The following is an 11,839-nucleotide window of genomic DNA, read 5'->3' as shown; positions in this document are numbered from 1 at the left end:
GGGACGGATGGGGACGACCACACCACCGCGCACGCTCGCCGAAGCCCTGCGCGCCCGGGGCGACGAATCGCTGGCGGGGCTGCTGCGTGCCCGCCCCGACCTCCTCAATCCGGTGCCGAACGACATCACCCAGCTCGCCACGAGGGCCGGCACCCGGGCCTCGGTGGTGCGCGCGCTGGAACACCTGGACCGGTTCGCGCTCCAGACCGCCGAGGCGCTGGCGGTGGCCCCGGACCCGGCTCCGTACACCACGCTGCTCTCGCTCCTCACCGGCGACGGTCTCGACGACGGCGAGCAGCACGACGACGCGGGAGCGGCGATCACCGCCGCGCTGCCGGGCGCGCTGGCGACCCTGCGCGAACAGGCCCTGGTCTGGGGCGAGGACGACCGGCTGCGGCTGGTGCGTACGGCCCGCGAGCTGCTCGCCCCGTCCCCGCAGCACCCCTCCCCCACCGGCCTCGGCCCGACGGTCTCCGAGGCGACGGCCGGGATGTCACCGGGCCGCCTCCAGGAGATCCTGGCGGCGACCGGCCTCCCGGCCACGCACGACCCGGTCTCGGCGGTGGCGGCGCTGTCCTCCCTGTTCACGGACCGGACGAGGATGGCGGAGCTGCTGGACACGGCCCCGGTGGAGGCGCTTTCGGTGCTGGACCGGCTGGTGTGGGGCCCGCCGTACGGGGAGGTCACCCCGAACCCGACCCCGCCGGTGAAGTGGCTGCGCGACCGGGGCCTGCTGCTGCCGGTGTCGACGCGCACGGTGGTCCTGCCGCGCGAGGCGGCGCTGCACCTGCGCGCCGGACGTGCCCACCGCGTACCGGAACCGGCCCCACCGGCCGTCGCGGCGTCCGCCGAGCGCGATCCACAGGCTGTGGACAGGGCGGCGGCCGGTCAGGCGTTCACGGCGCTGTCCACGGTCGAGGAGTTGCTGAGCCTCTGGAACGGCGGCGGCCCGCCGACCCTGCGCGCGGGCGGCCTGAGCGTACGGGAGCTGAAGCGGGCGGCCACGGCGCTGGACGTACCGGAGCAGATCGCCGCCTTCTGGATCGAACTGGCCTACGCCGCGGGCCTGCTGGCCTCCGACGGGGAGACGGACGAGCGGTACGCGCCGACGCCCGCGTACGACGAGTGGCTCGACCTGTCCGCCCAGGACCGCTGGACGCACCTCGCCACCGCCTGGCTCCCGGCCACCCGGGTCCCCGGCCTGGTGGGCGGCCAGGACGCGAAGGGCCGGGCCCTGTCCGCACTCGGCCCGGACCTCGACCGCTCGGCGGCCCCCGACGTACGCCGCCGGGTCCTGGCCCTGTTCGCCGAACTCCCCCCGGGCACCGCGCCGGACCCGGAGACGCTGCTGCAACGGCTGCGCTGGGAACGCCCGTTGCGCGGCGGCCCGACCGCCGCCTCCGGCGCGACGCCCCCCGGGGAGGGGGGCGACCTCCGCTCCCGCCTGGCGCTCTGGACGCTCAACGAGGCGGAGTTGCTGGGCATCACGGGCCGGGGCGCGCTGTCCGTACAGGCCCGCGCACTGCTGGCGGAGGGCCCGGACGCTTCCGCCGCGCTCCTGGCCCCTCTCCTCCCCGAGCCCCTGGACCACGTCCTGCTCCAGGCGGACCTGACGGCGGTGGCGCCGGGCCCGCTGGAGCGCCCGCTGGCGCAGACGCTGTCGGTCCTGGCGGACGTCGAGTCGAAGGGCGGTGCGACGGTCTACCGCTTCACGCCCGGCTCGGTGCGCCGCGCGTTGGACGCCGGGCAGGCGGCCGCCGACCTGCACGCGTTCCTGGCCGCGCACAGCCGTACGCCTGTGCCGCAGCCGCTGAGCTACCTGATCGACGACGTGGCCCGCCGCCACGGCCACCTGCGGATCGGGGCGGCGTCCGCGTACGTACGCTGCGACGACGAGGCGGTCCTCAACGAGATCCTGGCCGACCGCCGCTCCACGGGCCTGCGCCTCCGCCGCCTCGCCCCCACGGTCCTGGCCTCCCAGGCCGACCCCGGCTCCCTCCTCGAAGCACTGCGCGACATGGGCTACGCCCCCGCCGCCGAATCCGCCGAGGGCGATGTCCTGATCACCCGCGCAGGCGCCCACCGCACCCCGCCCCGCACCCCTCCGGCCCCGGTTCCCGAAGGCCCCCCGTCCCCGGACGCCACGCTGCTGGGGGCCGCGGTACGGGCGATCCGCGCGGGCGACACGGCCGCCACGGTCGCCCGCAAGGAACCCGCCGAGGGCCCTGCGGGATCTCCCGCCTCCGGCGCCCTCCCCCGCACCACCCCCGCCGAGACCCTGGCCACGGTCCAGGCCGCCGCGATGACGGGCTCCGCGGTCTGGATCGGCTACGTCAACGCGGACGGCGCGGCCAGCCAGCGCGTGATCGCCCCGGTCCGCGTGGAGGGCGGCTTCGTCACGGCCTACGACCACACGGCCGACGAGGTCCGGACCTACCCGCTGCACCGGATCACGGGGGTGGCGGAGCTGGCGGAGGACGGGCAGCCCTGAGGGCTGTCCCATAGCACCTGGCGGGCGCGTGCCGACTCCGCGTGCTGACGATGGGCGGGGCACACGGAAAGGGCGCCCGGGGCCGTTGCGTGACCAACGCCCCGGACGCCCTGCCGACCGGCCCCTGAAGGCCAAGCCGGGCGACTCGCGATGCTCAGCCGGTCAGACCGGCGGGTTGGAGTAGGCCTTGCGCCAGAACGCGGCCTTGGTCCCCGGTCCGGCGATGCCGTCGATGGCACCCTTGTAGCCTTCGAACTTCTTCAGGTTGGCCTGGAGCGACGAGATCGTCTTGGGTCCCACGATCCCGTCGATGGCGCCCTTGTAGGGACGGGGCTGGCCGGGCCACTTGGCCAGCCAACGCTGAATCGCCTTCCAGCTGTTGGTCCCGAGCACCCCGTCGATCGCGCCCTTGTAGCCGTACATGGTGAGAATCCACCGCTGGATCCGCTTGGCACCCTGCTTGTCGAGGCCGAGGTTGACCACGGCCGCGTTCGCCGGCCCTGCGAGACCGACCACCGCCACGCCGGATGCCGCCACCGCCAGCAGCCCGCCTCGGATCAGCCCGCGACGCGAGACGCCGTTCCGCCTGCTCTGCTCCACGTTCTTCCCTCCGTTGGCCGGGGATCTTCTCCCGACTTGGCGCACAGGTTACCCGGACCGGCGTCGGCCGATCCGGGTTCCGGCCTCGCACCCGTCTGCGATGCTGCGGACATGCCCTTCGCCGTCCGCGCCCCCGAGCCCGTGTCGCCCGACCCGCCCGCCGCGCCGATGCGGCCGCTCCTCACGCAGTCCTGGCTGGACCTGGCGTTTCTTCACTGGGCGGTCGAACCGGCTGACGTGGCACCGCTGTTGCCGTCGGGGACCGTGCCGGACACGTTCGACGGGACGACGACGTACGTGGGCCTGGTGGCGTTCCGGATGCACCGGGTGAGCGGGCTCGGGCTGCCGGGGATTCCGTACCTGGGCACGTTCCCGGAGACCAACGTCCGGCTGTACTCCGTGGACGGGCGCGGGCGGCGCGCGGTGGTCTTCCGGTCCCTCGACGCCTCGCGGCTGATCCCGGTCCTCGTGGCGCGGGCCGCCTTCCGGTTGCCGTACGTGTGGTCCCGGATGGACGTCGAACGCTCCGGCGACACCCTCACGTACACGAGCAGCCGACGCTGGCCCGGCCCCCGCGGGGCGCGGAGCAGGATCGTGGTGCGGGCGGGGGAGCCGATCGGGGAACCCTCGCCGCTTGAGCACTTCCTGACCGCCCGTTGGGCCCTGCACAGTTCGTTCTTCGGGCGGACCGTACATCTGCCCAACGTCCATCCCCGGTGGCCCCTGCACCGGGCGGAGCTCGTGGAGTGCGACGAGGACCTGGTGGCGGCCGGAGGGCTGCCCGCGCCGGCCGGGAATCCGGTGAGCGTGCTGTACTCCCCCGGCGTTCCCGTGCGCTTCGGCCGCCAGGCGCGCCCCGGGCCCGAACGGCCCTGAGGGGGCGCCGGCACCGGGGCTGCCGCGATGAGCGCTGTTCTTCTTCCCACAGCGCCGCCTCGCCGCTCTCAGCGGCCCTCAGCAGCCCTCAGCGGCTCTGCCACGAACGTTCCAGCAGCCGCTTCACCCGTCGGAGGTCCCCGCGCTCGCTACGCGCGATCACCGCGGCGATCACCGGACGCAGCAGGCGATCGCTCCCGCCCAGGGTCACCCGTTTAACGATGTCCACCCGGCAGGACTCCTCGCCCGTCGCGGTCACCGAGCGGCTGCCGTCGGCCGTCGCGCCCTCGACGACGCGCCAGGTGAAGGAGCGGCCCTCGCGGACGTCCGAGACCTCGACCACGCTCTCCACGACCCTGCCCAGCACCCGCAGGGTCTCCGCCACCCGGGCGCCGTCCCGCACCGGGCCCGGCGGGGTCTGGGTCATCCTCTCCAGGCCGGAGCGCCAGTCCAGGTCGTTGGCGTAGACGCGGAGGAAATCCCACACGAACTCCGCGGGGGCCTGCACAACGGCCGAGGAGCGCACAGCTATGGGCTTCATCAGAACGCCTTTCCGAGCACCTGCGCGATTTGATTAACCAGTTGACCATATACCGGTTAGCGGTTGCGATACCATCGCCGTATGGCCGAAAGCTCCGAGACGCCCCCCGACTTCGCCGACATCGCCGTCGCCCACTGGCAGCGCGAGCGGCCGGATCTCGACTTCACCGCCATGGGCACGCTGGCGCGCTTCGCCCGTCTCCACATCGCGGGCAGCCGCCGCGTGGAGGCCGTCTTCGCCGCCCACGGTCTGGATCGCGGGGAGTTCGACGTCCTGGCCAGCCTCCGCCGCACGGGGGCCCCGCACGAGATGCCGCCCTCGCGGCTCGCGGAGATCCTCCTCATCACGCGCGCCGGGATGACCAAGCGCGTCGATCGCCTGGAGGCGCGCGGTCTCGTCGCCCGGCGGGCCGACCCGGAGGACCGCCGCAGCCTCCGGATCGGCCTCACGCCCGAGGGGTTCGCCCTCGTCGACGCCGCCGTCACCGAGCACGCCGCGAACGAGAACCGCCTGCTCGGGCTGCTCACCGAGGACGAGGCGCACACCTTCGACGCGGTCCTGCGCAAGCTGCTGGCCGCCTTCGACGCGTCCGGGCCCGGGTCCGACCCCGCATCCGATCCCACGTCCGATCCAGAGTCCGATCAGCGGTCCGATCACCGGCCCGATCACCGGTCCAAGCCGAAATCGGCGTGATCGGCCCGATCAGCCCGGGCCCAGGTAGAATCGTCTGTTCGCGTGAACGTCTGACGTAGTCGGCAGCGCGCATCCCGGCGCACCGGCCGAGGCGCCCTGAAGGCGTCGGGCACGGGGCGGAGCCCGAGCCATGGCGGGTGTGCTGTCCGTCACGGGACGATCCAACTTCCGGAGGTATGTGTTGTCCTGCCTGATCGTCCAGAGCGACAAGACTCTGCTCCTTGAGGTCGACCACGACCTGGCGGACGCCTGCCGTCGTGCCATCGCACCGTTCGCGGAGCTGGAGCGTGCGCCCGAGCACATCCATACGTACCGCGTCACCCCGCTCGGGCTGTGGAACGCCCGGGCCGCCGGGCACGACGCCGAGCAGGTCGTCGACGCGCTCGTCGAGTACTCCCGCTACCCCGTGCCGCACGCGCTCCTGGTCGACATCGCCGAGACGATGGCGCGGTACGGGCGGCTCACCCTGTCCAAGCACCCCGTGCACGGGCTCGTGCTCACCAGCACCGACCGGCCCGTGCTGGAGGAGATCCTCCGGTCGAAGAAGGTCCAGCCGCTGGTCGGGGCCCGGATCGACCCGGACACCGTGGCCGTGCACCCCTCCGAGCGCGGGCAGATCAAGCAGACCCTGCTCAAGCTGGGGTGGCCCGCCGAAGACCTCGCGGGGTACGTCGACGGCGAGGCCCATCCGATCGAGCTGGCCGAGGACGGCTGGGCGCTGCGGCCGTACCAGAAGCAGGCCGTCGAAGGGTTCTGGCACGGCGGGTCGGGGGTGGTGGTGCTCCCCTGCGGGGCGGGCAAGACACTCGTCGGGGCCGGTGCCATGGCCGAGGCCAAGGCCACCACCCTCATCCTCGTCACCAACACCGTCTCCGCCCGGCAGTGGAAGCACGAGCTGGTGAAGCGGACCTCACTCACCGAGGACGAGATCGGCGAGTACAGCGGTACGAAGAAGGAGATCCGGCCGGTCACCATCGCCACCTACCAGGTGCTGACCACCCGGCGTAAGGGCGTCTACCCGCATCTGGAGCTCTTCGACTCCCGCGACTGGGGCCTGGTCGTCTACGACGAGGTCCACCTGCTGCCCGCCCCCGTCTTCAAGTTCACCGCCGACCTCCAGGCCCGGCGGCGGCTCGGGCTCACCGCGACGCTCGTGCGTGAGGACGGGCGGGAGTCGGATGTGTTCTCGCTCATCGGGCCCAAGAGGTTCGACGCCCCGTGGAAGGAGATCGAGGCGCAGGGCTACATCGCGCCCGCCGACTGCGTCGAGGTACGGGTCAACCTCACCGACTCCGAGCGGCTCGCCTACGCCACCGCCGAGACGGAGGAGAAGTACCGGTTCTGCGCCACCACCGCCACCAAGCGGAAGGTGACCGAGGCCCTCGTGCGCAAGCACCAGGGTGAGCAGACCCTCGTCATCGGCCAGTACATCGACCAGCTCGACGAGCTCGGCGAGCACCTGGACGCCCCCGTCATCAAGGGCGAGACCAGCAACGCCCAGCGAGAGAAGCTCTTCGACGCGTTCCGCCAGGGCGAGATCAGCGTCCTCGTCGTCTCCAAGGTCGCCAACTTCTCCATCGACCTGCCCGAGGCCACCGTCGCCATCCAGGTCTCCGGGACCTTCGGGTCGCGCCAGGAGGAGGCGCAGCGGCTGGGGCGCGTCCTGCGGCCCAAGGCCGACGGGCACGAGGCCCGGTTCTACTCGGTCGTCGCCCGCGACACCATCGACCAGGACTTCGCGGCACACCGCCAGCGGTTCCTCGCCGAGCAGGGGTACGCGTACCGCATCGTCGACGCGGACGAGCTGCTCGCCGGGAGCTGAGGAAGCCGAAGACCGGGGAAGCGGAAGCGATGCGGCGGGCTCCTCAGCGGGCCCGCCGCACTCCCGCCTCCTCCGCGTACTCCCCCAGGACGACCACGCCGAACGCCGTCGTCACGAACACCTTCACGGCGCGCAGCGCGTCTCCGACGCGGTGGGGACGGTGGTGACCGGTGACCGCGGTCGCGCCGTGCGCGGGGCCGGTCCTTCGTGGGTTCAGGGTGGCTGTGCTCATGCATCCATGGTGCTCCCGTCACCCGTTCGGACGCGTCGGTCCGCAGACCGAACCCGTACGCCCGGCTCGTAGCCCTCCGGTACCGCTCGGTCCGCCCGCATCCCCTACGGGGACCCCCTACCCGCGGTCCCGCGGTCCCGGTCCCGGGCGGAGCCCGTATTCCGTTTCGCCCGGGACCGGACCTGTGGCTACAATCGCCGGTCTGCCCGCCTCCCGTGCCGGTCCAACGGCCCCGGGAGCGCCGCCGACCGGACGGAAACCGGCCGACACCCACGCGATCGGACCTTCCGAGCGAACCGCCCCGTTCCGGCCCCGGCCGGTCCCCGCGCGGTCCGCCGTCCTGCGTCGAAGCGCCGTCGAAGAGCCCTTGAAGAGCCGGAGGCAACATCGTGCCCGCGCACGTAGCAGAAGCAGCAGACAGCGATTCCACGCCCGCCCCCCTCGCGTACGAGCGCGCCCACCTCGCCGCGTCCCGGGCCGCCCTGCGGGGGATGCGCGAGGACGTCCAGGCCCTCGACATCGCCGATGTCACCGCGAACTGGGTCAACGCCGAAGTGCTCCAGTCCCAGATCGACGACCGCATCAGGGCGCTCGCCGACCTCTCGCACACCCCGCTGTTCTTCGGCCGCCTCGACTATCTGCACGCCGTGGGCGGCGAGCTGGCCGAGGGTGCGGAGGGCGAGCGGTTCTACATCGGGCGCCGGCATGTCCACGATGCCGCCGGGGACCCGATGGTCATCGACTGGCGTGCACCGGTCTCCCAGCCGTACTACCAGGCGTCCCGGAAGAACCCCCAGGACGTGGGGCTGCGCCGCCGCTTCGGTTACACCGGCGGCGAGCTGACCGCGTACGAGGACGAGCACCTCACCGATCCGGCCGAGGCCGAGCACACCAGCAAGCTCCTCCAGGCGGAGATCGAGCGGCCCCGCGTCGGGCCGATGCGCGACATCGTCGCCACCATCCAGCCCGAACAGGACGAGATCGTACGGAGCGGGCTCGGCGGGACCGTCTGTGTGCAGGGCGGGCCCGGTACCGGGAAGACCGCCGTCGGCCTGCACCGCGTGGCGTACCTGCTGTACGCGCACCGCGAGCGGCTCGCCCGCACCGGGACCCTGGTCGTCGGGCCGAACCGTTCCTTCCTGCACTACATCGAGCAGGTCCTGCCCGCCCTCGGCGAGCTGGAGGTCAGGCAGGCCACCGTCGACGACCTGGTGACGGCGGGCGTGGAGGTGCGCGGCACGGACGACGCGGCCGCCGCCGTCGTCAAGGGCGACGCCCGCATGGCCGAGGTGCTGCGGCGGGCCATCCGCTCGCACGTGAGCGCCCCCACCGAGCCCGTCGTCGTGGTGCGCGGGTCCCGGCGCTGGCGGGTGCCCGTGTACGAGGTCCAGGAGATGGTCGACGAGCTGCTGGCCCGGGACATGCGGTACGGGGCCGCGCACGAGGCGCTGCCGCAGCGGATCGCGCACGCCGTCCTCGTCCGGATGGAGGAGGCCGGTGAGGCCCCCGACGACCGGGTGCAGAACGCGGTCGCCCGGAACCCGGCGGTCAAGGCGGCCGTCAAGGCGGTCTGGCCCGCCGTCGACCCGGCCAAGGTCGTGCTGCGGCTGCTCTCGGACGCCGAGTTCCTGGCCGCGCACGCCGAGGGGCTGCTCAGCGAGGACGAGCAGAAGGTCATCCTGTGGGCGAAGCCCGCGAGGAGTGTGAAGTCCGCCAGGTGGTCGGCGGCCGACGCCGTGCTGATCGACGAGGCCGGGGATCTGGTCTCCCGTACGCACTCGCTCGGCCATGTCGTGCTCGACGAGGCGCAGGACCTGTCCCCCATGCAGTACCGGGCGGTGGGCCGGCGGTGCTCGACCGGTTCGGCCACCGTGCTCGGCGACCTCGCGCAGGGGACGACCCCGTGGTCCACGGAGAGCTGGGGCGAGGCGCTGTTCCACCTGGGCAAGGCGGATGCGGTGGTCGAGGAGCTGACGGCCGGTTTCCGCGTGCCGCGCGAGGTCATCGCGTACGCCTCCCGGCTGCTGCCAACGATCTCGCCGGGGCTGGCGGCGGTGGAGTCGGTGCGGGAGTCACCCGGGTCGCTGGTCGTCCGGGAGGTGGCGGGCGGTGCGGATGAGGTGGCCGCCGCTGTCGTCGCCGCCTGCGAGGAGTCGTTGCGCCACGAGGGGTCCATCGGGCTCATCGCCGCCGACGCCCGGATTCCGGTCCTGGGCGCGGCCCTGACGGCGGCGGGCCACGCGTACCTGTCCCCGGGCGAGGAGACCACCGCCGCCTCCCGGCTGACGCTGGTGCCCGCGTCGCTCGCCAAGGGCCTGGAGTACGACTACGTGGTGCTCGACGAACCGGCCGCCGTGGTCGGCGGCGAGCCGGACGAGCGGACCGGGCTGCGGCGGCTGTACGTGGCCCTGACCCGTGCGGTCTCCGGGCTCACGGTGCTCCACGCGGCGCCGCTGCCGGAGGCGTTGGCGTAAAACCGCCGGTGGGGGCAGGGTCTTCCCCGCCCCCCGCCGGCCTCACGCGTCCAGCGCCTCGCGCCACTCCCGTACGGCCGCCGTGTCCACCGGGGCCGACCAGCCCGCGGGCCTCGCCGCCCCGCCGATGTGGAAGGCGCCGATACCCGCCGCCCGCAGCCGGGAGACGTGGTGCAGGTGGAGGCCGCCGCCGACCAGGATCTGCGCCTCGTAACCCGGCTCCCGGCTACGGGCCGCCTCGGCCACGAGCGTCGGGATACCGGCGTCCACTCCGGCCGGCGAACCCGCCGTGAGGTACGTGTCGAGGCCGGGCAGGTCCGCGAGCTGCTTGCGGAGGGTGTCGCGGTCGGCGGCCCGGTCGATCGCGCGGTGGAACGTCCACCGGCAGCCGTCCAGCTCGGCGACGATCCGCTCGACGGCGACGAGGTCGGGGTGGCCGTCCTCGTCGAGGAAGCCGAACACGAACTCGTCCGCACCCGCCGCGCGCATCTCGCGGGCCTTGCCGACCAGCACGTCGATGTCACCGGCGGCGAAGCCGTCCGCCAGCCTGAGCATCACGCGCAGCGGGATGTCCACGGCGGACCGGATCGCCTCGAAGGTCTCCCGGGACGGCGTCAGACCGTCCGCGGCCATGTCGGTGACCAGTTCGAGGCGGTCTGCACCACCGGCCTGAGCGGCGACCGCGTCCTCCGCGTCGAGAGCGATCACCTCCAGGACTGCACGGTTGCTCATGGGTCCCCATTCCTCCGATACACAGCTACAGAGCTACTCAGCTATAGGTCTAGTCCAATGACCAGACTACGGGTCGGCCACCGCGCGGCACAGCCCTCCATCTGAACGCATGATCGCGCTTTGGCGCGAACTCGCCCCCGCAGGCGAGTGACGTGCCGCGTGCACATGTCACCGCAGATCGGGCACCCCACCCCGCGACCGCGGCCGCGATCACACCTTGCGATTCATAGGGGAGGGGGGTATACATGAAGTGAGAAGGAGATACCCCCTAGGGGTATCAAGTCGGCAGCAGGGAGGACCCCGTGTCCGCGCACTCCGCCACCACCGCCACCACCGCTCCCGGGACCGCCACCGGGACCGACGCGGTCGAGCTCGCGATCGGCGGGATGACCTGCGCCTCGTGCGCGGCCCGTATCGAGAAGAAGCTGAACCGGATGGACGGTGTCGAGGCCACCGTCAACTACGCCACCGAGAAGGCCAAGGTCGCCTACCGGGGCGCCGATGTGTCCGTGCAGGACCTGATCTCGACGGTCGAGGCCACCGGCTACACCGCCAGGGAACCCGCCCCGCCCGCCGCCACGCCACCGGCGACCGGAGGGCCGGAGGGCGGCGGGGAGGAGGCGGCGGAGGACGACGGCCTCACCCCGCTGCGCCAGCGCCTGATCACCGCCGTCGTCCTCGCGGTCCCGGTGATCGCGATGGCGATGGTCCCGGCGCTCCAGTTCGACTACTGGCAGTGGCTGAGTCTCACCCTGACCGCCCCCGTCATCGTCTACGCCGCCTGGCCCTTCCACCGGGCCGCCTGGACCAATGCCAAGCACGGCGCGGCGACCATGGACACCCTGGTCTCGGTCGGTACGTCGGCGGCGTTCCTGTGGTCGTTGTGGGCGCTGTTCTTCGGCACGGCGGGCATGGTCGGGATGACCCACCCCTTCGAGCTGACGATCGCCCGATCCGACGGCGCGGGGAACATCTATCTGGAGGCCGCCGCCGGGGTGACCGCCTTCATCCTCGCCGGGCGCTACTTCGAGGCCCGCTCGAAGCGGAAGGCCGGGGCGGCGCTGCGGGCGCTGCTGGAGCTGGGGGCGAAGGAGGTCACCGTCCTGCGCGACGGCGCCGAAGTGACCGTACCGACAGGTGAGTTGCAGGTCGGGGACCGCTTCCTGGTCCGCCCCGGGGAGAAGATCGCCACCGACGGGACCGTCGTCGAGGGCTCCTCGGCGGTGGACGCGTCGATGCTGACGGGCGAGTCGGTGCCCGTGGAGGCCGGCGTCGGCGACACCGTCACCGGTGCGACGCTGAACGCGGGCGGGCGGCTCGTCGTCGAGGCCACCCGCGTCGGGGCCGACACCCAGCTCGCCCGCATGGCGAAACTGGT

Annotated in this window: 10 protein-coding genes; 6 read left to right on the top strand and 4 right to left on the bottom strand. The window is 73.0% G+C overall.

Annotated elements, in window-relative coordinates:
• Positions 1–7 precede the first annotated feature (7 nt).
• The gene (locus ACZ5WC_RS31895; RefSeq protein WP_468544087.1) at positions 8–2,491 is read left to right on the top strand and encodes a helicase-associated domain-containing protein; all 2,484 of its coding nucleotides are present in this window, start codon (positions 8–10) and stop codon (positions 2,489–2,491) included.
• A 162-nt stretch (positions 2,492–2,653) separates the two neighbouring features.
• Here the strand turns inward: ACZ5WC_RS31895 and ACZ5WC_RS31890 are convergent, their stop codons facing one another.
• Complete coding sequence (locus ACZ5WC_RS31890) at positions 2,654–3,091, bottom strand: hypothetical protein (RefSeq protein ID WP_468544086.1); 438 nt, start codon at positions 3,089–3,091, stop codon at positions 2,654–2,656.
• Positions 3,092–3,202: 111 nt separating this feature from the next.
• On the opposite strand from ACZ5WC_RS31890, the gene ACZ5WC_RS31885 reads away from it, so the two are divergent.
• Positions 3,203–3,967 carry a YqjF family protein gene (locus ACZ5WC_RS31885; protein ID WP_468544085.1) on the top strand — a complete coding sequence of 255 codons (765 nt, stop codon included), beginning with the start codon at positions 3,203–3,205 and terminating at the stop codon, positions 3,965–3,967.
• Positions 3,968–4,055: 88 nt separating this feature from the next.
• On the opposite strand, the gene ACZ5WC_RS31880 is transcribed toward ACZ5WC_RS31885, so the two are convergent.
• Positions 4,056–4,508: an SRPBCC family protein gene (locus ACZ5WC_RS31880; RefSeq protein WP_468544084.1), complete on the bottom strand. Its 453-nt coding sequence runs from the start codon at positions 4,506–4,508 to the stop codon at positions 4,056–4,058.
• An 81-nt stretch (positions 4,509–4,589) separates the two neighbouring features.
• Here ACZ5WC_RS31880 and ACZ5WC_RS31875 point away from each other — a divergent pair, with 81 nt between their 5' ends.
• Together ACZ5WC_RS31875 and ACZ5WC_RS31870 are read left to right on the top strand one after the other, a co-directional pair.
• Positions 4,590–5,201: a MarR family winged helix-turn-helix transcriptional regulator gene (locus ACZ5WC_RS31875; protein WP_468544083.1), complete on the top strand. Its 612-nt coding sequence runs from the start codon at positions 4,590–4,592 to the stop codon at positions 5,199–5,201.
• A gap of 178 nt (positions 5,202–5,379) precedes the next feature.
• The gene (locus ACZ5WC_RS31870; RefSeq protein WP_096631497.1) at positions 5,380–7,023 is read left to right on the top strand and encodes a DNA repair helicase XPB; all 1,644 of its coding nucleotides are present in this window, start codon (positions 5,380–5,382) and stop codon (positions 7,021–7,023) included.
• Between the two features lie 43 nt (positions 7,024–7,066).
• Here ACZ5WC_RS31870 and ACZ5WC_RS31865 read toward each other — a convergent pair whose 3' ends face one another.
• Positions 7,067–7,255, bottom strand: a complete 189-nt coding sequence (locus ACZ5WC_RS31865; protein ID WP_096631489.1) for a hypothetical protein — start codon at positions 7,253–7,255, stop codon at positions 7,067–7,069.
• A gap of 389 nt (positions 7,256–7,644) precedes the next feature.
• Between ACZ5WC_RS31865 and ACZ5WC_RS31860 the strand changes: the two genes are divergently transcribed.
• Positions 7,645–9,729 (top strand): HelD family protein, encoded by a 2,085-nt coding sequence (locus ACZ5WC_RS31860; RefSeq protein ID WP_468544082.1) that lies wholly within the window; start codon positions 7,645–7,647, stop codon positions 9,727–9,729.
• A 42-nt stretch (positions 9,730–9,771) separates the two neighbouring features.
• Here ACZ5WC_RS31860 and ACZ5WC_RS31855 read toward each other — a convergent pair whose 3' ends face one another.
• Positions 9,772–10,461 carry a copper homeostasis protein CutC gene (locus ACZ5WC_RS31855; protein WP_468544081.1) on the bottom strand — a complete coding sequence of 230 codons (690 nt, stop codon included), beginning with the start codon at positions 10,459–10,461 and terminating at the stop codon, positions 9,772–9,774.
• A gap of 302 nt (positions 10,462–10,763) precedes the next feature.
• Here ACZ5WC_RS31855 and ACZ5WC_RS31850 point away from each other — a divergent pair.
• On the top strand, positions 10,764–11,839 hold a 1,076-nt coding region (locus ACZ5WC_RS31850; RefSeq protein WP_468544080.1), incomplete at its 3' end, for a heavy metal translocating P-type ATPase.

The organism is Streptomyces sp. NPDC033165, assembly GCF_055577965.1.
This window is presented reverse-complemented; position numbering and strand designations above follow the sequence as displayed.

What these genes read in the sequence shown, in the direction of transcription:
- ACZ5WC_RS31895 (WP_468544087.1), top strand. Translation starts at nt 8, where the DNA reads ATGGGGACGACCACACCACCGCGCACGCTCGCCGAAGCCCTGCGCGCC.
- ACZ5WC_RS31885 (WP_468544085.1), top strand. Translation starts at nt 3,203, where the DNA reads ATGCCCTTCGCCGTCCGCGCCCCCGAGCCCGTGTCGCCCGACCCGCCC.
- ACZ5WC_RS31880 (WP_468544084.1), bottom strand. Translation starts at nt 4,508, where the DNA reads ATGAAGCCCATAGCTGTGCGCTCCTCGGCCGTTGTGCAGGCCCCCGCG.
- ACZ5WC_RS31875 (WP_468544083.1), top strand. Translation starts at nt 4,590, where the DNA reads ATGGCCGAAAGCTCCGAGACGCCCCCCGACTTCGCCGACATCGCCGTC.
- ACZ5WC_RS31865 (WP_096631489.1), bottom strand. Translation starts at nt 7,255, where the DNA reads ATGAGCACAGCCACCCTGAACCCACGAAGGACCGGCCCCGCGCACGGC.
- ACZ5WC_RS31855 (WP_468544081.1), bottom strand. Translation starts at nt 10,461, where the DNA reads ATGAGCAACCGTGCAGTCCTGGAGGTGATCGCTCTCGACGCGGAGGAC.